The organism is Actinoplanes sp. NPDC004185, assembly GCF_053603475.1.
Window position 1 is genome coordinate 418,599 of record NZ_JBSGFR010000001.1, and the last position, 23,110, is coordinate 441,708.

The following is a 23,110-nucleotide window of genomic DNA, read 5'->3' on the forward strand; positions in this document are numbered from 1 at the left end:
GCCCCGCGGGGGGCACCCGAGGGCTGGGAGACTGAGCCATGAAGTACATGCTGATGATGTTCGGTGACGGCGCCACCATGATGCAGAGCCGGAGCCAGGAGTGGGTCTCCGAGATGATCCAGTTCATGATGTCGTTCAATGCCGAGCTGGAGCAGGCCGGTGAGTTCGTCGAGGCGCGCGGGCTGGCCGATCCCACCACGGCCAAGACCGTCACGCTGGTCGACGGTCAGGTGGTGGTGACCGACGGGCCGTTCGCCGAGGCCAAGGAGTCGCTGGCCGGTTACTGGGTGCTCGAGGTGAAGGACGAGCAGCGGGCGATCGAACGGGCCGGCCAGATCGTCGTCTGGGCCGAGCGGGTCGAGCTGCGCGAGGTTCCCGACGGGCCGCCCGAGCAGTGACCACGGACCAGCCCGGCGTCGAGGGCCTGCTGCGCGAGCTCGCGCCGCAGGTCCTCGGGGTCCTCGTACGCCGGTACGGGCAGTTCGACGCCGCCGAGGACGCGGTCCAGGAGGCCCTGCTCTCCGCCGCCCTCAAGTGGCCGGTCGAGGGGGTGCCCGACAGCCCGCGGTCCTGGCTGATCACCGTGGCCGGTCGCCGGCTGGTCGACGAGTGGCGCAGCGAGAGCGCCCGCCGCGCCCGCGAGGAGCATGTGGTGTTGCTCGAACCGGCCGACCCGGCCGCCGCCGTCGATGAGGACGACACCCTTACCCTGCTCTTCCTCTGCTGCCATCCGTCGTTGTCGCCGCCCTCGCAGCTCGCCCTGACGCTGCGCGCGGTCGGTGGCCTGAGCACCGCGGAGATCGCCCGGGCGTTCCTGGTGCCCGAGGCCACGATGGCCCAGCGGATCAGTCGGGCCAAGCAGCGGATCCGCAGCAGCGGGCTGGGCTTCGAGGCCCCGCCCGAGGCCGAACGGGCCGACCGGCTCCAGGTCGTACGGCAGGTGCTCTACCTGGTCTTCAACGAGGGTTACACCACGAGTGCCGGGCCGGACCTGCAACGGGCCGACCTGACCGCCGAGGCGATCCGGCTGACCCGGATGCTGCACCGGTTGCTGCCCGGCGACAGCGAGACGGCCGGCCTGCTCGCCCTCATGCTGCTCACCGACGCGCGGCGGGCGGCGCGGACCGACGAGCACGGCGCGCTCGTGCCCCTCGACGAGCAGGATCGCGGACTGTGGAATGCCGCGTTCATCGCCGAGGGGGTCGCGCTGGTCTCCGGGACGCTGGGCCGGGGGCCGCTGGGGCCGTACCAGTTGCAGGCCGCGATCGCCGCGGTGCACGACGAGGCCCGCACCGCCGCGGAGACCGACTGGCCGCAGATCCTGGCCCTCTACGAGGTGCTGGAACGCGTCTCGCCGGGCCCGGTGGTCACGCTGAACCGGGCGGTGGCCGTGGCCCGGGCGCGCGGGCCGCTGGCCGGGCTCGCCGTGCTGGCCGAGCTCGACGGTGACGAGCGGATGGCGGGCAACCACCGGCTCGAGTCGGTCCGCGCGCACCTGCTGGAGCTGGCCGGCGACCACGCCGCGGCGCACACCGGTTACCTGCGGGCGGCGGCCATGACGGCCAGCCTGCCCGAGCAGCGGTATCTGACCCTGCGGGCGGCGGCGCTGTCGACCCGTACCTCATCCGAACATTGAGCCGGGCCTGAGCCGGGCATGATGGTGCGGTGAGTGAACCTCCCGCCAAGGGCCTGATCCTGCTGGTCGAGGACGAACGGCCGATCGCGGACCTGGTCCGGCTCTACCTGAGCCGGGACGGCTTCGGGGTGCACGTCGAGCACGACGGCCCGGCCGGGCTGGCCGCGGCCCGGCGGTTGCGGCCGGTCGCGTGCGTGCTGGACATCGCGCTGCCCGGGATGGAGGGCACCGAGATCTGCCGCCGCATGCGGGAGGCCGGTGACTGGACCCCCGTGGTCTTCCTCACCGCCCGCGACGACGAGGTCGACCGGATCCTCGGCCTCGAGCTCGGTGGCGACGACTACCTCACCAAGCCGTTCAGCCCGCGGGAGCTGGTCGCCCGGGTGCGGGCCCTGCTGCGCCGCGCGGCCGGGCCACCCGACGGCGGCCACGTGCGCACGCTCGGGCCGTTGCAGCTGGACTCCGGCCGCCATCTGGTCACCGTGGACGGTGTGCCGCTGACGCTCACGCCCACCGAGTTCGACCTGCTCGCGCACCTGCTCGGGCGCCCGGGGCGGGTCTTCACCCGGGAGGAGCTGCTGGCCAGCGTCTGGGGGTACGCGTCGCCGGCGGGCACCCGTACGGTCGATGTGCACGTGGCCCAGGTGCGCGCCAAGCTGGGCGCCGCCGCGACCCTGATCCGCACGGTCCGCGGGGTCGGCTACACCGCCGATGCGTAGCCTCGGCACCCTGTCCGGCCGGACAGTCCTGGTCACCGCGGCCACCGCCGTCGTCGCCGTCATCATCACCGCGCTCGTCGCGCTGCCCATCGCCGTGCGTTCGGCCAACAACGCCGCCCGCGACGAGCTGGTGGAGAAGTCGGCGCTCGCGGTGGAGCTGCTCACCACCGAACGCCAGGGGGCCCGGGAGCGGATCGTGTCCCGGCTGCGGGCCGACGGCATCGACGTCTATCTGATCCGGCGGGGCACCGTCGACCGGGCCGGCCTGCCGGACCGGGTGGTCACCCAGGTCGCCGGAGGCGCGACGGTCAACACCCGGGGCACGGTCCGCGGGCGGGCGGTGCTGATCGTCGGCCGGCCGCTGCGGGGCAACACCAGCGGCGTGGTGCTCACCCGCGACACCGCTTCCGGTACGGCGGCCCGGGTCCTCGGCGGAGTGTGGCTCGCACTGCTGGCCGGTCTGCTCGGCGGTGTCCTCGCCGGGGCGCTGCTGGCCCGTTTCATCGCCCGGCCGCTGCGGCAGGCGGCTGTGGCGGCGGGCCGGCTCTCGTCCGGCGACCGTTCGGTGCGCCTCGCGGTGCGACCGCCGGCCGAGGTGGCCGAGCTCGCGTCCGCGCTCAACCAGCTCGGCGCGGCGTTGCAGATCAGCGAGGGCCGGGAACGCGAGTTCCTGCTGTCGGTGTCGCACGAGCTGCGTACCCCGCTGTCCACGATCCGCGGCTACGCCGAGGCCCTGGCCGACGGCGTGGTCGCCGCCGACGACGCGGCCCGGGCCGGGCAGACCATGGTCGCCGAGGCCGACCGGCTCGACCGGCTGATCTCGGACCTGCTGGTGCTCGCCCGCCTGGAGGCCGCGGACCTGCCCGTGGACATCGTGCCGGTGGACCTGGTCGACCTGGCCGGCTCGGCCGGCGAGGCCTGGGCGCGGCGCTGCGGCCCGGACGGTCCGGAGCTGCGCACCGAGCTGCCCGCGGAGCCGGTTGTGGTGGGCACCGACCCCGGCCGCATCCGTCAGGTCATCGACGGACTCTGCGAGAACGCGCTGCGGGTGGTGCCGCCGGGTGCCCCGCTGGTCCTGGCGGTACGGCCCGGCCCGCACGGCGGTGTGCTCGAGATCCGGGACGGGGGTCCGGGCTTCTCGGACGAGGACCTGGCGGTGGCGTTCCAGCGTGGCGCTCTGCAGCGGCGGTACCGGGGCATCCGGCGTACCGGTAGCGGTCTGGGGCTGGCGCTGGCCGCCCGCCTGGTCGGGCGGCTCGGCGGCACCATCGCGGCCGGGCACGCCCCGGAGGGCGGCGCGATGTTCACCATCAGCCTGCCCTCTGCCGCCCGGCCCGCCGCGACCGGCCCTTACCCAACCCGAACATGACGCTGATCCGGCCCGTGCACGCCGGGCGCAGTCTTGGCCGCATGACACGAACCCGTATCGCGCTGACCCTGACCACTGTGGGCCTCGCCGGTCTGCTCGGGCTGAGCGGTTGCGGCGGTGCCGCGGCGCCGGCCGGTGCCCCGGCGGCGCCCGCGGCCGACGTCGCGGACGAGACCTTCGCGCTCGCGGCCGTCGGCCTGGAGGCGGAACCGGCACCGTCCTCCTCGGCCGCGGCCAAGCCGGACAAGGCGGGCAAGCACCCTGGGGCCCGCAAGTTCCTCCGCAAGAACACCCTGCACGGCGAGATGACGGTGCAGGGCAAGGACGGCGTCAAGACCGTCGTCGTGCAGCGCGGCACGGTCACCGCGGTGGACGCCACGACCGTGAGCGTCAAGTCCGCCGACGGCTTCGCGCAGACCTGGACCTACGGCGACAAGCTGCGGGTGGTGCAGGACAAGAAGAAGGTCGAGGCCGCCGCGATCAAGAGCGGCGCGGAGATCGGCCTGGCCGGCGCCCGGGACGGCGACAAGAACGTCGCCCGCCTGGTCGTGATCAAGTAGCGAGGAGGTTCAGGGCCCGTGCTCTTGGACGAGCACGGGCCCTGCACCCCGCCCCCCGGAGTAAAGATCTGAGCCGGTCACTGCAGGATGGCGCCCATCGGTGACAGCAGCAGCTTGCCGAAAGCCTCGGCGGTGCCGTCCAGGCGCGTCCGCTCCCGGCCGAGGGCCTGCAGGTCATGGCGTACGCACCAGAGCTTCTGCGAGTTGCGCCAGGCCACGTTGCGGGTGTACTCGATCAGCTCGCCCTGCCACCAGTCGTCCAGGTCGCCGTTCATCATGTCGATGATCAGCTGCCACTTCTCCAGGAAGCCGCGGCGCAGCCCGGGGATGGACTCGGCGAAGATGTCGTTGATCTGCAGGTAGTCGTGGTGCTGATCGCTGTCGTCGACCGGGTCGGAGCCGAGGTGGTCGAAGGTGGTGACCAGGGCGAACGGCAGGTCGAAGTTGATGTGCGCGTTGACCCCGGCGGCCGCCGACGGCAGCGGGCGCGCGTCCGGGCCCGGGATCCGGTGGAACAGCACGGACCACGCTCGCGGGCAGCCGGTGCTGGCGTCCGACCACTGGCGCAGGGCGTCGAAGTAGCGGGCGGCGAACTCCACGTCCAGGCGGGACAGGAACGCCGGGTCGGCGAACCGGCCCGCGTACAGGCGCTCGAGCACGCTGGTCGTGATGGTCAGGTAGAGCTTGTTGAAGTCGGCGAGCGGGTTGCTGACCAGCAGCGGCGGCACCCGCTCCAGCACGTCCTGGAGCTTCGTGAGCTGGTCGACCACCGCGGGTACGTCATCGGGGTGCCCGGCCAGCACGTCGGCCATGTCCTGGCGGACAGGCCCCCAGACGGAATCGGTGATCATCGCGGTCCTCCACACACGGAACTCCCTCGCGGAGGCCCTCCAGCACCGCCCGGCGGCCCGGTGCTGCCGGCCGGCCGGGCGGTGCTCCCCCGAACGAGAGTCAGCCTTTCATCGGGGGCGGGCGCGGGGATCGGTAGAACGACGTATTCCGCGTACGTAGATAACGAAAAGGTCACGCCGCCCGGAGGAACACCCGGCTGGCCTGTACCCGGGTGCGCACCTGGAGCTTGTCGAAGATGTGCCCGACGTGCACGCCGACGGTCCGCTCGCTGATGAACAGGGCCTGACCGATCTCCCGGTTGGTCAGCCCCTCGGCGACCGCCGCCAGGACCTCCCGCTCGCGCTCGGTCAGCACGTCCAGCTCGTCACCGGCGTCACGGCTCGGCGGCGGCATCGGCACCGTCTCCTCGTCGCCGGTCAGGGCCACCCGGGCTCGCGTCGCCACCGCGGTGATCTCGGCCGCGAACGGGTTGGCCCCCATGGCCCGGGCGGTCGCGTACGCCTCGCGCAGCGCCATCGTGGCCGCCGCCCGGCCGCGGTTGGACCGGCCCGGCCGGCGCGCGAAAGTGGCCTCGGCCTGCCGCAGCCGCGAATACGCCGCCGGGTACGGCTGCTTGCGTCTGTCCCACGCCGCGGCTGACCGGGCCCACAGCTCCGGGTCGTTGCGCTCCTCGATCCGGCTCTGCTCGGCCGCGCACAGGTCCAGGTAACCGTCGACCACGGCGCGCACCGGCGGGGCCGCGTTGCCGGCGCCCCTGGCCATCCGCTCGACCACGGTCTGCAGCCGGCGCACCGCCCCCGGGTCCACCGGCACCTTGCCGCCGGCCTGGGCCTCCGCCTCGGCCCGCAGCCCGTGCCAGGCCAGCACGCCCAGCAGCACCAGGTCGTCGGAGCGGGTCTCGGTCAGGCCGCGCTGCACGGCGGCCCGCGCCTCCGCGTGCCGGCCCTGCCACATGGCCAGCCCGGCCCGCAGGGTGAGCATCGGCAGCACGTGCCGGGCCCCGCCACCGGCGAGAATGGTCGCCACCGCCTCCAGATCACGGTCGGCCTGCTCGATGTCGCCGACGCCGACCCACAGCCGGCAGCGGGACAGCAGCAGCTCGACCGCGTCGGCGCCGGACGGGCGGTGCCGCATCGCGGTGTCGAGCACCTTCTCCATCTCGGCCCAGTCGCCGATCCGGAACAGCCCGTTGGCCGCGATGGCCAGCAGCCGGGTCTGGTAGGTGCGGCCGAGCCCGATCGCGGCCAGCTTCTCCGCGCCGCGGCGGGCCACCAGCACGCCCTCCTCGACGCTGTTCAGCGGCCCGGTGAGCAGCTCGGCCAGGTGCAGATAGGCGCAGCCGATGTCGTCCGGGTGCCCCGAGCGCTCGGCGATCTCCACCGCCTGGCGGATCACCGCCAGCCCGGCGTCCGGATCCTCCCGGAAGGCCAGGCTGAAGCCGAGCGCCGCGCTGGCCCGGACCAGGTCGGCGGTCGAGCCGTCGGCCTTCTCAGCCAGCTCCAGAGCGTCGCGCGCGCGGACCCCGGCGTCGGCGTAGCGGCCCAGGTGGACCAGCAGCTCGGCGAGGTGCGCGGCCGCGCTGGCCTGCTCCGACGGGGTGCACTCGGCGTACGCCAGCGCCCGCTCGTATTCGATCTCGGCCGTCGCCGAGCGGCCCGCCGCGGCCAGATAGCGGGCCCGGCGCAGGTGGATCTCGCAGGCCCCCGGGCCGTCCGGGCGGGCCGCCAGCTCCTCGAGCCGGGTCAGGGCCCGCTGGTGCTCGCCGCAGCGGTGCGCCGACTCGGCGGCGTGCGCGAGCAGCTCGGTGCGCTCGGGCGCCTGGTCGCAGCCCAGCTCCAGCGCCATGCTCCAGTAGCGGTGCGCCTCGGCGAAACCGTAGAGCTGCTCGGCGGCCCGGGCCGCGGCGACGACCGACGGCATCGCCCGGGCCGGCTCGCCCGCCTGCCGCCAGTGATGCGCCAGCCGGGCATGGTCGACCGCGCCGGGGACAGCCTCCAGCGCCTCGGCGTAGCGGCGGTGCCGGGCGGCATGCTCGGCCGGCAGCACCTCGTGCTCGAGAACCTCGGCGACGACCTGGTGCCGCAGCCGGTAACCGTCGGTCGCGCTGGTCACGAAGCGGTGCGCGACCGCGGCCCGGATCGCCTCGATCAGCTCCGTCTCCGGCAGCGGCAGGACCCGGGCCAGCAGGGCGTGCTCGACCGGCTCGACCCCGGCGGCGACGGCGTGCACCACGTCGTGGGCGTGCGGAGGCAGCTCGTCGACCCGGGACAGGAAGATCTCGCGCAGCGTGTCGGACAGCTCGACCCGGCCGTCCCGCAGATCCCGGGAGAGCTCCTCGACCACGAAGGGGTTGCCGCCGCTGCGCTTGTAGACCCGGTCGGCGTCCTCCGGGGCCACGTCGGCGCCGGCGATCGCGGCGACCAGCTCGCCGGTCGACTCCTGGTCGAGCGGGGCCAGGTCGAGCACGCGTACGGACCGCAACCGGCGCAGCTCGGCCAGCACCCGCCGTAGCGGATGGGAGCCGTGCAGCGACTCGGAGCGGACCGCCGCCAGCACCGACAGGTTGATCTCGCCGAGGCCGGCCAGCAGGTAGAGCAGCAGCTGCCGGGTGCTGCGGTCGGCCCACTGCAGGTCGTCGAGCACGAGCAGCAGCCGCCGGCCCTGGGCCAGCGACCGCAACTGCTGGGAGACCCGTTCGAGGAGCACGCCCGCGCCGTCCTGGTTGGCGGCGGCGTCCACCGGGCCGGTGTCGGCGTGCACCCCGGCGCGGCGCAGCGCCTGCAGGACCGGGTGCAGGGGAGAGGCGTCGCCGATGTCCAGGCAGGTGCCGGACAGCACGGCGACACCCGCGTCACGCAGCGCATCCGCCGCCTCACGCAGCAGGCGGCTCTTGCCCACGCCGCTCTCGCCGGTGACGAACACCGCCGCGGTGCCGCTGGGACCGGCGTCCAGCAGGTCCGTGCGAACCGTGGTCAAAGTGCCGGTACGTCCGACAATAGGCGCGTCGTCCCCCTCGCTGGCCATGCGTGGCAGCCTAGTGCCGATCCGGGTAGCACGTTCTCGTCGGTTCGGACTGTTCTGCGTCACAAATTCGACGCTGGGCCCGCTGTCACAGATACGTCATTCTGCGGATCCGCTGTACCCCGGCCGGCTGGCACCGTTTGCCTCGCCAATGCGGCGAAGGGGCGTGGGGCATGAACAGAATGACTGCCGGCATCCGGTGCCGGCGACAGACAGTGACCGTGCTGTTCGTCGACATCGTCGGTTTCACCAGCATCGTCGACGAACTGGACTGCGCGGACGTCCGGGATCTGCAGATGGACTACTTCTCCACCGTGTCGGCCGAGGTGCGGGCGGCGGGCGGGGTGGTCGAGAAGTTCATCGGGGACGCGGTCATGGCGATCTTCGGGGCGGGCGGGCCGGGGGCCGGCACGCCGGAGGACACCAGCTGCGCGGCCGTGGGAGCGGTCCGGGCCGGCCTGGCGATCCAGGAGGCGCTGCGGGGGCGTCTCCTGGCCGGCCGGTTCCCGGTCCGGACCCGGGTCGGGCTGGCCACCGGCGACGCCATCGTCGATCTGGACCAGACCCGCGACGGCGGGTACGGGATGGTCAGCGGCAGCGTGGTGAGCACGGCGGCGCGGCTGCAGGCGTACGCACCGCACGACACGGTGGTGGTCTGCGCGGGCACCCGGGCGGTGACCGACCACGCGGTGGTCTACCAGGAGATGCCGCCGGTCTCGGTGGCCGGCAAGGCGGCCCCGGTGGAGCTGTCCCGGGCGCTGTACCCGCAGGTGGTGACGGCCGGACCGGTCCTGCAGACCTGCGGCTGACCGGCCCGGCCGGCAGATCCACCGCGATCCAATCCTTCAGCGGGGACGACCTGGGCCGATAAAGGCAACGTGGGTGCCACGCCATCTCCGCCGGCTGAGCCGGCCCTGCTGCAGCTCGAGCCCGGCGACGCCGCCGGGCTCGAAGTGCTGGGCGAGCTGGGCCGGGGCTCCCAGGCGGTCGTGCACCGGGTACGCCTGCGGGGCCAGGAGTACGCCCTCAGACTTCTGCGCGACACCATCGCCGCGAGCACCGAGGGCGTCCGCGAGTTCCGCCGCCAGTGCGCGCTGCTGGCCGCCGTCGACAGCCCGGGCCTGCCCCGCGTGCACAAGGCCGGTACGGCCGGCGGCCGCCCGTACGTGATCATGGATCTGCTCCCGGGCGAGCCGCTGACCGCCCGCCTGACCCGGGGCCCGGTCCGCGAGTCCGTGGCCGTGCGGATCGGCACCGACATCGCCGGCGCGCTGGCCGCGGCGCACGCCCACGACCTGGTGCACCGCGACGTCAAGCCGGACAACATCGTCGTCGGCCCGGACGGCGGGGCCGGACTGGTCGACTTCGGCCTGGCCACCCGGGTCTCGGCCGGCGCCGGGATCACCGAGGAGGCGGTCGCGGGCACGCTGCTCTACAGCCCGCCCGAGCAGAGCGGCATGCTCAACCGGCCCGTGGACGGCCGCTCCGACCTGTACGCCCTGGGCGCCGTGCTCTTCGAGTGCGTCACCGGGGCACCGCCGTTCGCCGCCGGGGACGTCGGCGAGCTGCTGCACCTGCACGCCACGGCGCCCGTACCGGATCCCCGGGCCCTGGCCCCCGGCCTGGGCGCCGCCTTCGCCGCGATCATCGTCCGGCTGCTGGCCAAGGACCCCGACGACCGTTACCAGAGCGCCGCGGGCCTGCTGGCCGACCTGCGGCGGCTCGGTGACGACCCGGCCGCCATGTTCCCGCTCGGGGAGCAGGACGGCCCGGTCACCCTCTTCGTCGCCCCGTTGACCGGGCGCGACGCCGAGTTCAGCTCGCTGCGGGAGCGCTGGAGTGCCGCCGCGGCGGGTCGCGGCGGCCTTGCTGTGCTGCACGGGAGCACCGGCAGCGGCAAGACCCGGCTGGCCGTCGAGCTGGCCGAGCTGGTCGTGGCGGCCGGAGGCACCGTGCTGCGGGGTACGGCCTCACCCAGTGACCGCCGGCCGATGGCGCCGCTGCGGGCGGCCGTGGACGCGTACGTCCGGGCTCTGCTGCGCCGCCCCGGTGGCGCTGCCGCTGCCGGCAAGCTGTTGCGCTCCGCCGCCGGGCAGGGTGCCGGTCTGGTGACCAGCTTGTCGCCGGCGCTGGCCGACGCGCTCGGCGTGCCCGGCGTGGCCGCCGAGATCGGCCTGGAGCGGCACTCGGCCGCCGTCGCCGACCTGCTCACCGGCCTGGCCCGGACGACCGGCCCGGTGCTGCTGCATCTGGACGACGTGCAGTGGTTCGACGACGGCACCGTACGGGTGCTCGAGCAGCTCGCCGCCGGGCTCACCGGAGTGCCGCTGCTGGTGGTGGCCACCGCCCGCAACGACGACGAGGGCGCGCCCGCGGCCGCCATGATCCTGAACCGCCTGCAGCCCGGCCCCGACACCGACATCACGCTGGCCCCGCTGAGCGCCGCGGCGGTCGGCGACCTGATCAGCTCCCTGTCCGGCGGGGTCCGCATCGACGAGCGCGGGGCCACCGCGATCGCCGTGCTGACCGGCGGGAACCCGTTCGCGACCCTCGGCTATGCCCGGGCGGTCATCGACGCCGGCCTGCTGACCCCCGACTGGGGCGTCTGGCAGGTGGACACCGCCGGCGTGCAGGAGCTGGCCCTGCCGGCCGACTCCGCCCAGCTGCTGCTGCGCCGGATGGGCACCCTGGCCCCGGAGAACCGCCGGCTGTTGCAGCTGGCCGGCGTCATCGGCGCCACCTTCGCCCCCGGCCTGGTCGCCGAGGTGGCCGGCGTCGGCCGCCGCCGGGTCCTCGACGTGCTGTCCGACGCCGCCCGCCGCGGCCTGGTCGAGCAGCGCGAGGGCTCCGTGCGGTTCCTGCACGACAGCATCCGCCTCGCTTTGATCGACGGGCTGCCCGAGGACGAGGAACGCCGTCTGCACCAGCGCATCGCCGACGTGCTCGACCGCGAGGGCGCGGACGTGTACGCCCTCGCCCGGCATTGCGCGCTCGGCGACCCCTCCTACGAGCCGGCCCGGATGCTGCGCGCGGGACAGGCCGCCGGAGCCCGGGCGCTGGCTGAGCACGCCCCCGACACGGCGCTGACCTTCCTCGAGTACGCCGCCGAGGCCGCCGGGACCGGCGGGCTGACCGTGGGCAGTGAGTTCCACCAGCTGCTCGGGATCGCGTACCACCAGAACGGCCGCTTCGACGAGGCGATCGCCGCCCTGACCACCGCCCTGGACGGGACCACCGACCGGACCGCGCGGGCCCACCTGCACCTGCACCTGGCCCGCGTGCACGAGAGCAACTGGGGTGGCGCGGCGCAGCTTCGCGAGGTCGAGCTGGGCCTGGCCGAGCTGGGCCGCCCGCTGCCGCGCAACCCGGTGCTGGCCGCGCTCACCGGCCTGTGGCTGTTCTTCGTGGGCTGCCTCATCGGCGTCACCCGGCTCGGCTACGGCACCGCCAAGGGCGCCTACCGCGAGCGGCTGCGGCTGCAGACGACGCTGTACCACTACGGCGGCTCCGGCAGTGTGCGAACCCTGCGCCCACTGCGGTCACTGCTCTACGGCCTGCGGTTCATCCACCCGACGAGCCGGCTCGGCCGATCCCCGGAACGCGCCCGTGACCTCGTCGGCCTCACCCTCGTCCTGCGGATGCTGGGACTGCAGCGCATCTCCGACCGGATCACCGCGGCCGCCGTCCGGCAGGCCCACGAGTTCGGCGACCCCACCCTGCTCGCCCGCATCGACTGGATGACCGCCATCGCGGTGCACGGCAGCGGCGCCGACTCCGGCGAGCGGGTGCGCCAGGTGCTGGCCGAACGCGACCGCTTCCTCGACGTCGGGCTGATCCTGGACTGTTACGCCGTCCTCGGCTGGGACTGGCTGCTGCGCGGCGAGATCACCGAGGCCGAGGCGGCCCGCCCGGGCCGGCAGCGCTGGCTCGAGGCCGGCGGCAACGCCGACCGCAGTGCCGTGGTCGCCGTCGACGCCGGGCTGCTGGCCATGCGCGGACGGGCCGGCGAGGCGATCACCACGCTCGCCCGGGCCGGGGACGGACCCAAGGAGATCCACGAGGTCGTCGACACGATCATCGCCCGGATGCTGTCCGCCGTCGAACGCGACGACCTCGAGGGCGCCTTCGACGACGCCGTCGCGGACTTCGAGAGCCTCGGACTGCGCCCGCTCGACGTGCTGCCGGCCCAGCACTGCTACTACGTCTACCTGGCGTACGGCCGGTTGGAGCAGGCCCGCCGGGCCGCGCCCGGCGACCGTGACACCGCGGTCGCCGTCGCGGCGGCGGCTGTCTCCGCTCTCGGCCGGGTCACGCGCCGGCCCATCGTGGCCGCGCACCACCGGATCGCCCGCGCCGCGCTGCTCGCCCTGGACCCGGCGCGCAGCGTGGCCGTGCTGGACCTGCTGGCCAAGGCCGAGCCCCTGCTGCGCCAGGTCGACGCGCCGCTGCCGGCTTTCGAGGCTGCCCTGGTACGCGCCCGTGCGCTCGCCGCGACCGGCAGCACCGGAGAGGCCGAGCGGCAGGCGCGGATGGCCGCCGGGATCGCCGAGGACCGGGGCTGGCCGCACCGGGCGCGCCGGGTGGCCGCCGAGTTCCGGCTCGACGCCGGGCGCCGCAACCGCGTACCGGTGGTGGCCGCCCGCGGCCGGGCCGGTCAGCGCTGGGCCGCCCTGGAGCAGCTCAGCCTGGCCGCCAGCCGGGTCATCGACCCGGACCGGCTGACCCGGGTCGCGCTGGACGAGACCACCCGCCTGCTCGGCGCCGAACGCGCCATCCTGTTCCTGATGGACGCCGAGACCCAGGTGCTCGCCCCGTACGTGGGCCGCGACTCGAGCGGCCGCGACGTCACCGAGCTGACCGGCTACAGCGCCACCGTCGTCGACAAGGTCCGGCACAGCCGCGAGCCCCTCGTGGTCACCGGCACCGAGCAGGGCGAGGCGCTGGGCGCGCAGAGCGTGGTCCAGTACGGCCTGCGCAGCATCCTGGTCGCCCCGCTGGAGCTCGACGACCGCCTGCTCGGCGTGGTCTACCTGGACAGCCGGGTCGCCAAGGGCGTCTTCACCGTGGACGACGCCGACGTGCTGACCGCCATCACCCACCACATCGCAGTCGGCCTGGAGACGGCCCGGGCCGCCCAGCTGGAGGTCGCGGTGGCCGCGGCCAACCGCCAGCGCGACCTCGCCGAGACGCTGCGCCGCGCGATGGCCCGGCTCACCGGCACCCTGGACCCGCAGCTGGTGCTGCGCCGGCTGCTGCTCACCGCCCGGCAGACGCCCGGCGCGAACCGCGGCTGGCTGCTGCTCGGCACCTCCGACTCCGAGGAGATCACCGTGCTCGGCGGGCCGGCCCCGGTGCAGCTCGCCCTGGCCGAGCACCCGGATTTGCGGGCGCTGCTGGACAACCGGCAGGCCGACATGATCAACGGTACGCCGCCCTGGGCCGGCGCCTTCGACGACTCGACCGGGCAGAGCTGGCTCACGGTCACCCTCGACGACCGCAACGGGGCCCTGGGCGTGCTGGTGCTGGCGTCGGACCGGCCGGGCGCGTACGCGGCGGCCGACCTGGGGCTGGCGGCGGCGCTGGTGGGCCAGGGCATGGTCGCCTTCGACAACGCCCGGCTGTTCAGCCGGGTGAACGAGCTGGCCACCACCGACAGCCTGACCGGCGTGGCCAACCGGCGCCGGTTCTTCGAGCTCGCCGAGCGGTCGCTGGCCGCTGCCCGGGCGGTGGACGGGCCGGTCACCGCGCTCATGGTCGACATCGACCACTTCAAGCGGATCAACGACGCGCACGGCCACCAGGTCGGTGACGACGTGATCAAGGGTGTGGTCCAGCGCCTGCTCGGCGGCCTGCCGGCCGACGGCCTGGTCGCCCGGTACGGCGGTGAGGAGTTCGCGGTGCTGCTGCCCGGCATCGACTCGGCCGGGGCGAAGCTCGCCGAGGAGCTGCGGGCCGCGGTGGCCGGCACACCGGTCGACACCCGCTCCGGGCCGATCCCGGTGACCATCAGCGTCGGACTGGCCCGGCTGCGGCCCAGCGACCCGACCCCGGACACGCTGCTGGGCCGGGCCGACGCCGGCCTCTACGCCGCCAAACAGGCCGGCCGGAATCGTGTTGTGGCTCACGACCCGGAGCATTTGCCCCTTTAGTCGTGTGTTATGGCGACCAGCTCACGGTCGGCCTCACGAAAGTCGTCGGAGGTGCCCGGTAGGCTCGCCGCGTCGTTGACAGCTGCCACTGCCGGGAGTAATACCTCGTGACTGCGCAACCAGAGATCCTCTACGGGGCTGATGACCTCACGCACCTCGAAGGACTCGATGCGGTCCGCAAGCGGCCGGGTATGTACATCGGTTCCACCGACAGCCGGGGCGTCAACCACCTCGCCAACGAGATCCTCGACAACGCCACCGACGAGGGTGTCGGCGGGCACGCCGAGCACGTCGAGGTGACCCTGCACGCCGACGGCTCGGTGCAGGTCGACGACGACGGCCGCGGCATCCCGACCGACATCAACGCCAAGTCCGGCCTCAACGGCGTCGAGCTGGTGCTCACCCGGCTGCACGCCGGTGGCAAGTTCGGCGGCTCGGGCTACAAGACCTCCGGCGGCCTGCACGGCGTCGGCGCCTCCGCGGTCAACGCGCTGTCCCTGCGCTTCGACGTGACCGTCCGGCGCGACGGCAAGGTGCACGAGCTGTCCTTCCAGCGTGGCGTGCCCGGCGTGTTCGCCGGCCCCGGCCCGGACGCCCCCTTCCAGTCGCAGAGCGGCCTGCGCGTGGTCCGCAAGATGAAGCGGGGCGAGCGCACCGGCACCTCGATCCGCTACTGGTACGACGCGCGGTATTTCGAGACCGGCGCCCGGCTCGACGTCGACGTGGTGCGGGCCAAGCTGCGCAACACGGCGTTCCTGGTCCCCGGCGTGGCGTACGTGCTGCGGGACCGCACGGGCGAGGAGCCCACCGAGGAGAAGTTCCACTATCCGCACGGACTGACCGACATGGTGGAGTTCCTCACCCCGGCCGGCGACAAGCCCGTCTCGGGGATCCTGATGGTCGCCGGCGAAGGCACCTACAAGGAGAACGCGGCCGACGCCAACGGCGTCATGCAGTCCAACGTCGAGCGCAAGGCCCAGGTCGAGGTCGCGTTCCGCTGGGGCACCGGCTACGACCGCACCGTGGAGTGCTTCACCAACACCATCCGCAACGTGCACGGCGGCACCCACCGCAAGGGCTTCGAGCGGGCCCTGGTCCGGGCGCTGAGCGACGCCATCCGCAACGCGCGTGGCCTGCTCAAGCCCAAGGAGGACGTGCCGGTCCTGGACGACCTGCTGGAGGGCATGACTGCGGTGATCCACGTGCGGGTGCCCGAGCCGCAGTTCACCTCGCAGACCAAGGACGAGCTCTCCACCGCCGGCATCACCCGGGTGCTGCAGACCCTGGTCGAGCAGCACCTCAAGGCCTGGATCGACGACCGGCGCACCAAGAGCGAGGCCCGCACGGTCCTGCAGAAGGTCGTCGACGCCGCCCGGGTCCGCCTGACCCAGAAGCAGCAGAAGGACGCGGCCCGCCGCAAGACCGCCCTCGAGGGCGCGTCCATGCCGCCCAAGCTGGTCGACTGCCGCTCCACCGGCATCGGCCGCAGCGAGCTCTACATCGTCGAGGGCGACAGCGCGCTCGGCACCGCCCGGATGGCCCGCAGCTCCGAATACCAGGCCCTGCTGCCGATCCGCGGCAAGATCCTCAACGTGCAGAAGGCCAGCCTGCAGCAGGTCCTGGACAACGTGGAGTGCTCGGCCATCGTGCAGGTGCTGGGGGCCGGCTCCGGCCGCACCTTCGACATGAGCACGATGCGCTACGGCCGCGTCATGATCATGGCGGACGCGGACGTCGACGGCTCGCACATCCGCACCCTGCTGATCACCCTCTTCGCCAAGTACATGCGCCCGGTGATCGAGGAGGGCCGGCTCTTCGCCGCGATGCCGCCCCTGCACAAGATCACCACCAAGGGCCGCAACGCGGAGACCATCTTCACGTACACCCAGCAGGAGATGGAGGCCGCACTGACCCGGCTGGAGCGCGCCGGCAAGTCGGTCGCGCCGGTGAGCCGGTTCAAGGGCCTCGGCGAGATGGACGCCGACGAGCTGTGGGACACCACGATGAACCCGGCCACCCGGACGGTCCGGCGGATCACGCTGACCGACGCCGAGCGGGCCGAGGCCACGCTCGAGCTGCTGATGGGTGAGCGGGTCGAGCCGCGCAAGAACTGGCTGATCGAGGCGGCCGGCCGCATCGACCAGGAAACGATCGACGCCTGAGAGGCTGTTGCAAAGACATGGCACGCCGCAAGAACGAGCAGTCCCGGGTGGACCTGTCGGCCTTCGACCAGGCCGGCGCCCGGGTCATCGACAACCCGCTCACCACCGAGGTCGAGGACTCCTACCTGGAGTACGCCTATTCGGTCATCCACTCGCGCGCCCTGCCGGACGCCCGCGACGGCCTCAAGCCGGTGCACCGCCGCATCCTGTGGTCGATGCAGGAGCAGGGCCACCGCCCCGACCGGGCCTACGTCAAGTCCGCCCGCGTGGTCGGCGACGTGATGGGCCGCTACCACCCCCACGGTGACCTGGCGATCTACGACGCGATGGTGCGCCTGGCCCAGGACTTCTCGCTCAACGCGCCGCTGATCGACGGCCACGGCAACTTCGGCTCGCCCGACGACGGCCCGGCCGCCTCGCGATACACCGAGGCCCGGATGTCCCGCGAGGCGATGCTGCTGGTCGGCGAGCTCGGCGAGGGCACGGTCGACTTCAAGCCCAACTACGACGGCTCCGAGCTCGAGCCCAAGGTGCTGCCCGCGGCCTTCCCCAACCTGCTGGTCAACGGCACGTCCGGGATCGCCGTCGGCATGGCGACCAACATGATCCCGCACAACCTGGGCGAGGTCGTCACGGCGGCCCGCCACCTGATCACCGACCCCGAGGCCGACCTCGACACGCTCATGCGCTTCGTGCCCGGCCCCGACCTGCCCACCGGCGGCCAGCTGCTCGGCCTCGACGAGGTCCGCCGGGCCTACGAGACCGGCCGCGGCGTGGTGCGCATGCGGGCCCGGGCCCAGACCGGCCCGCTGGAGGGCGGTCGCGGCCGCCAGGCGATCACCGTCGTCCAGCTCCCGTACGGCGTCGGCACCGAGAAGATCATCGAGGCGATCACCGACGAGGTGAAGGGCAAGCTCATCACCTCGGGCCCGCGCAAGGGCCAGCGCCAGCCGGCCCGGCTGCAGGGCATCGCCGACGTCAAGGACCTCACCGACCGCGAGCACGGCATCCGGCTGGTCATCGAGTGCAAGGTCGGCGTCAACCCGCAGGCCCTGCTGGCCGACCTCTACCGGCTGACCCCGCTGGAGTCGTCCTTCGGCATCAACAACCTCGTGCTGGTCGACGGCCAGCCGCGCACGCTGGGGCTCAAGGCGCTGCTCGAGGTGTTCCTGGCCCACCGCTACGAGGTGGTCACCCGGCGGACCACCCACCGGCGCACCAAGCGCCAGGACCGCCTGCACCTGGTCGACGGCCTGCTCATCGCCCTCATCGACATCGACCGGGTGGTCGCCATCATCCGCGGCAGCGACGACGCCGCGGCGGCCAAGGCGGCCCTGATGAGCGAGTTCGGGCTCAGCGACATCCAGGCGACGTACATCCTCGACACCCCGCTGCGCCGGCTCACCCGCTTCGACCGCATCGAGCTGGAGACCGAGCAGGAACGCCTGCGCGGCGAGATCGCGGAGCTCAGCCGGATCCTGGACAACGACGACGTCCTCAAGCAGGTCGTCTCCGACGAGCTCGCCGAGGTGGCCTCGGAGTTCGGCGTCGCCCGGCGCACCACGCTGATCGACGGCGACCTCAAGGAGGTGCTGGCGGCGTCCGTGCCGGCCGGTCCGCTCGAGGTGGCCGACGACCCCTGCCAGGTCATCCTCTCCGCGACCGGGCTCATCGCCCGCACGGCGGCGGAAAGCGAGGAAGCGACCGAGGGCCGGCGGCGCAGCGGCCGGGTCAAGCACGACGCGGTCCGCGCGGTCGTGCACTCCACAGCCCGGGGCCGCGTGCTGCTCGTGACGAGCACCGGGCGGGCGTTCAAGGTGGACGTGCTGCCCCTGCCGGTCCTGCCCGAGCAGTCCGGCACGGTCTCGGTGCGCGGCGGCATGTCCGCCTCGGAGCTCATTCCTCTGGAGCCGGGGGAGAAAGTCGTCGGACTGGCTCCGCTCGGCGCGACCGGCTCACCCGGCCTGGCCATGGGCACCCGGCAAGGCGTGGTCAAGGTCTGCGCGCCGGAATGGCCGGTCCGCTCGGACGAGTTCGAAGTCATCACCCTCAAGGACGGCGACGAGGTGCTGGGGGCGACCTGGCTGACCGACGGCGCCGAGTCGCTGGCGTTCGTGTCCTCGGACGCGTCGCTGCTGCGCTTCCCGGCCAAGCTGGTACGGCCGCAGGGGCTCAAGGGCGGCGGCATGGCCGGTATGAACCTGTCGTCCGGGGCCGAGGCTGTGTCGTTCAACGTGGTGAACACAACGGACCCGCAGCACGGTGAGCCGATGGTGGTCACCTCCACCGGCACTCAGGTGAAGGTCACGCCGTTCGGGTTGTATCCGGCCAAGGGGCGGGCTACCGGTGGGGTTCGGGTTCAGCGGTTCCTCAAGGGGGAGACCGCTCTGGTGGTTGCCTGGGTCGGGCCTCGGCCGGTTGGGGCCAGCGGTACCGGGGATCCTGTTGAGCTTCCTGCTGTTGACAATCGGCGGGATGGGTCTGGGGAGGCTGTTCTCATGGGGCCTCAGATTGTTGGGCATCTTATCGAGCGGGGTTGATTTCTCTTACGGTGGACGGTTGGGGGCCGGGGTGACCAAGATCGGCTTGAGGAGCATTTATGCCGTTCTTGGTCACCCCGGCCCCCAACCTTGCATGGTTTTCTGTTCCGGGTTTGTTTTTGGTTGCTCGGCGCTGGTTGCACGTCTTCGTGGGTGATCCCCTTGCGGTTTCGGGTCTGGCTGCCGCGTTGTGGTCTTTGCCGGGGATTTTGTCGGGCAGGCCGGCCTGGGTGGTGGGTCTTGCGTACGCACCTCGCCGGTTGCGGTGCGGGAGTGGTTGGGCCGCAAAGAGGTCGTTTGTCGCGGCTGGCGGGACCGTCGGGGTTTGTCTTGCAGGTGCTTTCCCTGAACCTGCGATTCGCCCTCGGCCGTAGCAGCTCCGCCGCCGACTGCACCCTGGACAGATCCAGCACGTCCGCGGCTTGTGAATCTGTGATCCATCTTCGGGTTCACCTGGCCTTGCGATCCATCCTCGGGTTCACCTGGACCTTTGATTCGCCTTCGGGTTCACCGAAACCTGCGATTCGCCTTTGGGTTTGCCCGGACCTGCGACTCGTCGGCGGTTTCGCCTGGACCTGCGATTCTTTGCGGGTGCGCTCGGACCTGCGATCCGCCTCCAGCTTTACCTAGATCTGCGTCCATCTTCGGTCTGGCTTGAGCTTGCGGTCTGCCTTCGGTCTGGCCTGGGCCTGCGGTCCGCCTTCGGCCTGGCCTGGGCCTGCGGTCCACCTTCAGCTTGGCTTGGCATGCGGTTCGCTCTCGGCTTCGCCCGGGCCTGCGATCCACCTTCGGGTTGACCTGAACTTGCGATTCGCCTTCGGGTTGACCTGAACCTGCGATTCGCCTTCGGGTTGACCTGAACTTGCGATCCGCCTCCAGCTTTACCTAGATTTGCGTCCATCTTCGGTCTGGCTTGACCTTGCGGTCTGCCTTCGGCCTGGCCGGGGCCTGCGGTCTGCCTTCGGTCTGGCCTGGGCCTGCGGTCCATCTTCGGGTTGACCTGAACCTGCGATTCGCCTTCGGGTTGGCTTGAACTGGCGGTCTGCCTTTGGGTTGGCCTGAGCCTGCGATTCGCCTTCGGGTTGGCTTGAACTGGCGGTCTGCCTTTGGGTTGCGATGCGGTTTGGGGTTGGCCTGGACCCGGCGATTCAGCTTCGGCTTTAGCTGAGCTTGCGATCCAGACTTGGGTTGATCCGAACCCGCGATCCAGCCTCGGCTTCGCCTCGGGACGCCCCTCTGACGCGCCTCAACCCGTAACCCGCCCCGGGCGGGCCTTGGGTTGCGCATGTTCGGTTGGGGCGGTTAATAGGCGAGCGGGGAGCTGGCGTGCGGTGTGGCGTCCTTATCGCGTCTGCGTTATTGCTTGGGGCGGTCTTGTAGTTGGTTGGTCAGGTGGTGGTATTCGGCTGTTGTGGCGGGTGTCGTGTCGCTCAGGCCGCTTTGGGTTGCTGTTGGGCTGCGGAGGAAGGTTCGTAGCAGGGGCACGAGTAGAGCCTCTGGGAGCGACTTCAATGCGGCGAAGGCGCGTGGGACGGGTGGCGTGGGCAGGTTTGCCAGGTTCTCGCGGATGTCGTGGAGCATGGCGCGGACTGCTTGTGGATCGTCGGCCAGAGCAGCTGGGCCGCCGGCTGCGTGTGCGGCTTGGCCGAGGGGCACCGAGAACGCGGCGTGCGTTGTGAGCCAGGCGTCCATTTGCGGCTCGGCCTTGGTTCGGATCCCGGCCGTGCGGAACGCCTGCAGGATGTGGTCCAGGCGGGGGCCGGGGTAGCCGTCGGGGGCGCCGATCGGCATCGGGACCAGGCCGGTCATCAGGTTGGTGGCGCGGTAGCGGACCACGTTGCCGTCCATCGTTCCGCCGGAGTTGGGGAAGCCGAGCAGCACCCGTTCGGGGCCGAGCATTGCGGCCAGCGGTTCTGCTCCGGCCGCCCAGTTGAGCAGGAACAGCACGTCGCCGTCGACGGCGGTCAGCGACTCCAGCACCGCGTCGACCTGGTGGGTGCGGACGAAGACGGTGATCAGGTCGTACCCGTTGGACGGCTTCTCAACGATCGGCACCGGCACCCGCCGTACCGCTGGGTTGTCGCCTTCGGCGAGCAGCACGCCGTGCTCGCGCAGAGCGGCCAGCCGCGGGCCCCGCGCGAGCAGCGCGACGTCGTGCCCGGCCTCGTGCAGGCGGGCGGCATACAGCGTGCCGAGGACACCGGCGCCGTACACGAGGATCTTCATCCCTGCCTCTTTCAAACGGTCGTTTAAATCAAACGTTTGTATGGTGGCACACGTGGCTTCGATCGACACCCGCACCCAGCTCCTCGATGCGGCCGAGCTCCTGTTCGCTGAGCGCGGCTACCGCGGGACCTCGGTCCGCGCGATCACCGACCGTGCCGGGGCGAACCTGGCCGCCGTCGCATACCACTTCGGGTCGAAGGCGGAGCTGCTGGCCGCGGTGGCCCGGCGGGTGATCGAACCGATCACCGCCGCGCAGGCCGCCGGGCTCGACCGGCTGCTCGCCCGGACGTCTGAACCGGCGGTTGACGACCTGGTCGCGGCGTTCGTGGGGCCGCTGTTCGACGAGATGCCGGCCGGCGCGGAGAGTGGCGCCCGGACGTCCCGGCTGATCGTGACCATCCTCAGTGACCCGGCCGAGGAGGCCCGGGCCTGGACCGGGCCGGCCGAGGACGCGGTTCGTGACCGCTTCGTGGCTGCTTTCGGTCACGCACTGCCCGGCCTGCCCGTCGAGGAGCTCTGGTTCCGGCTGCGCGGGATCCTCGCGGTGACCGCCGTGGACCGCGTCAATCTCTACAACCAGCGCCCGTCGGCCCCCGGATCGGGCGAGGCGGCGCGGGGCTGGGCGATCACGTTTCTGACGGCCGCGATGACCGCGCCACCGACCGGCAGCTGACGCACTGCCGTCCGCCGGCCTGGAACACGTCACTGGACCGGCCGCCGGGGGGAATCCGCCGTTCGAGTTGCCGGCCGGGGTCGCGCAGCACGCGCCGCTCGGGGCCCTGACCGGATCGGCGGCGCTGCGCGGGTCGGACCGGAGCTCGCCCGCGCGGTCCTGGACGCCGGCGGCCAGACCCGGATTCGTCCAGCGGCATCGGCGGAAGGGCGGCGCCCGCCGCGATCACCCCGGGACGGTGGCTTGTCGGCGACGCCCTTGTCCTCCCGGGTAGGTCATGACCACCGGGATGGTCCAGCCGTGCGCGGCGATGAGGCCGGCAGCGGCATGGAATGATGTGGGCCGCCTGACTGGAGAGTGGAGCGAGGGCGATGCCGTCCCTGTATGTGGCCCACGACGATGAGCTGGTCATCGTGTCCCGGCTTCCGCTCGAGGTGGCCGGGGGACGGGGGCTCTCGTTCCGCTGGGGCAGCGTCGTCGAGATCACCCCTGCGGATGAACCCGCCGATCAGGGGCCTTTCCTGGGCCTCCTCTTCGGGTTTGCGCTCTTCTTCGGCATCATCGGCGGGTTGATGCTGCTGGGTGGTGCCCTGGTCGGCGGTCTTCTCGTCCTGGCAGGGATCGCTGCCGGTGGTGGGGCGGTGCTGTACCGCTTGCGGCGCCGGCCCGGCGTGATCTCGGCGCCCACCTTCCAAAGTGACCGCGCGCAGCATCACGTCCTCGTCGACGACCGCGATCGGAAGGTGTTCTCCGACGCCATCGATCTTTGTCAGCGAACGTTGGAGACGTGGCCCGCGCTCGGAGCGCTCATCGACGGGCCCAGGGCGGAGGGGCAACTCGCGCAGGCGTTGTTCGATCTCGCCGGAGCGCTGGAGCGGCGGCAGGAGATCCGGGAGCTGCATGCCGAGCTGGCCAAGCATGACGGTGCGTTCGAGCTGGCGCCGCGTATGGCCAAGGCGACCTCGACGTTGGCGGAGCTGGAGGACGAGGTGACCCGGCGGCTGGCGGCGTTGCAGGCAGTCGCGGTGGCCGGTGAGGAACTGGTCCGCGATCAGGAGATCGAGGCGCTGGCCCGGGAGGCGGACGAGGCGCTGGCCCGGCTGACCTCGGCGGGGCCGGGAATCTCGGCGGACGCCGGCTCCGAGCTCGCCGAGCGCACCGAGGCGGTACTGCGGGCCTACCGCGAGCTGACCTGATCGGCCC

At 72.5% G+C, this 23,110-nt stretch carries 14 protein-coding genes; 11 read left to right on the forward strand and 3 right to left on the reverse strand.

The window, feature by feature from the left end; all coding sequences use genetic code 11:
• Positions 1–38 precede the first annotated feature (38 nt).
• Genes ACWEOZ_RS01925 through ACWEOZ_RS01945 form a run of 5 tightly spaced genes read left to right on the forward strand, consistent with a single transcriptional unit; the run spans position 39 to position 4,284 of the window.
• Entirely contained in the window at positions 39–398 is a 360-nt protein-coding gene (locus ACWEOZ_RS01925) for a YciI family protein (protein ID WP_451908885.1), read from the forward strand.
• The gene (locus tag ACWEOZ_RS01930; RefSeq protein WP_451908886.1) at positions 395–1,636 is read left to right on the forward strand and encodes an RNA polymerase sigma factor; all 1,242 of its coding nucleotides are present in this window, start codon (positions 395–397) and stop codon (positions 1,634–1,636) included. Before ACWEOZ_RS01925 ends, ACWEOZ_RS01930 begins: the two co-directional genes overlap by 4 nt.
• 29 nt (positions 1,637–1,665) lie before the next feature.
• The gene (locus ACWEOZ_RS01935) at positions 1,666–2,355 is read left to right on the forward strand and encodes a response regulator transcription factor (protein ID WP_451908887.1); all 690 of its coding nucleotides are present in this window, start codon (positions 1,666–1,668) and stop codon (positions 2,353–2,355) included.
• Entirely contained in the window at positions 2,348–3,724 is a 1,377-nt protein-coding gene (locus tag ACWEOZ_RS01940; protein ID WP_451908888.1) for a HAMP domain-containing sensor histidine kinase, read from the forward strand. Before ACWEOZ_RS01935 ends, ACWEOZ_RS01940 begins: the two co-directional genes overlap by 8 nt.
• 41 nt (positions 3,725–3,765) lie before the next feature.
• Complete coding sequence (locus tag ACWEOZ_RS01945) at positions 3,766–4,284, forward strand: hypothetical protein (RefSeq protein WP_451908889.1); 519 nt, start codon at positions 3,766–3,768, stop codon at positions 4,282–4,284.
• Positions 4,285–4,361: 77 nt separating this feature from the next.
• Here the strand turns inward: ACWEOZ_RS01945 and ACWEOZ_RS01950 are convergent, their stop codons facing one another.
• Both ACWEOZ_RS01950 and ACWEOZ_RS01955 read right to left on the reverse strand, forming a co-directional pair.
• On the reverse strand, positions 4,362–5,132 hold the full coding sequence (locus ACWEOZ_RS01950; RefSeq protein WP_451908931.1) for a DUF5995 family protein: 771 nt from the start codon (positions 5,130–5,132) through the stop codon (positions 4,362–4,364).
• Positions 5,133–5,307: 175 nt separating this feature from the next.
• Positions 5,308–8,160 carry a helix-turn-helix transcriptional regulator gene (locus ACWEOZ_RS01955; protein WP_451908890.1) on the reverse strand — a complete coding sequence of 951 codons (2,853 nt, stop codon included), beginning with the start codon at positions 8,158–8,160 and terminating at the stop codon, positions 5,308–5,310.
• Between the two features lie 170 nt (positions 8,161–8,330).
• On the opposite strand from ACWEOZ_RS01955, the gene ACWEOZ_RS01960 reads away from it, so the two are divergent.
• The 4 genes from ACWEOZ_RS01960 (at position 8,331) to ACWEOZ_RS01975 (ending at position 19,008) form a co-directional block, all read left to right on the forward strand.
• On the forward strand, positions 8,331–8,966 hold the full coding sequence (locus tag ACWEOZ_RS01960; RefSeq protein ID WP_451908891.1) for an adenylate/guanylate cyclase domain-containing protein: 636 nt from the start codon (positions 8,331–8,333) through the stop codon (positions 8,964–8,966).
• 69 nt (positions 8,967–9,035) lie between these two features.
• Positions 9,036–14,306, forward strand: a complete 5,271-nt coding sequence (locus ACWEOZ_RS01965; RefSeq protein ID WP_451908892.1) for a diguanylate cyclase — start codon at positions 9,036–9,038, stop codon at positions 14,304–14,306.
• 107 nt (positions 14,307–14,413) lie between these two features.
• A complete protein-coding gene (locus tag ACWEOZ_RS01970) occupies positions 14,414–16,468 on the forward strand; it encodes a DNA gyrase/topoisomerase IV subunit B (protein ID WP_451908893.1) in 2,055 nt (684 codons plus the stop codon).
• A 17-nt stretch (positions 16,469–16,485) separates the two neighbouring features.
• Positions 16,486–19,008 carry a DNA gyrase/topoisomerase IV subunit A gene (locus tag ACWEOZ_RS01975; RefSeq protein WP_451908894.1) on the forward strand — a complete coding sequence of 841 codons (2,523 nt, stop codon included), beginning with the start codon at positions 16,486–16,488 and terminating at the stop codon, positions 19,006–19,008.
• 1,356 nt (positions 19,009–20,364) lie between these two features.
• Here the strand turns inward: ACWEOZ_RS01975 and ACWEOZ_RS01980 are convergent.
• Entirely contained in the window at positions 20,365–21,303 is a 939-nt protein-coding gene (locus tag ACWEOZ_RS01980; RefSeq protein WP_451908895.1) for a ketopantoate reductase family protein, read from the reverse strand.
• On the opposite strand from ACWEOZ_RS01980, the gene ACWEOZ_RS01985 reads away from it, so the two are divergent.
• Both ACWEOZ_RS01985 and ACWEOZ_RS01990 read left to right on the forward strand, forming a co-directional pair.
• Positions 21,287–21,907 (forward strand): TetR/AcrR family transcriptional regulator, encoded by a 621-nt coding sequence (locus tag ACWEOZ_RS01985; protein WP_451908896.1) that lies wholly within the window; start codon positions 21,287–21,289, stop codon positions 21,905–21,907. The two genes, ACWEOZ_RS01980 and ACWEOZ_RS01985, sit on opposite strands and share 17 nt — an antisense overlap.
• Positions 21,908–22,278: 371 nt before the next feature.
• A complete protein-coding gene (locus ACWEOZ_RS01990) occupies positions 22,279–23,103 on the forward strand; it encodes a hypothetical protein (RefSeq protein WP_451908897.1) in 825 nt (274 codons plus the stop codon).
• Positions 23,104–23,110 lie beyond the last annotated feature (7 nt).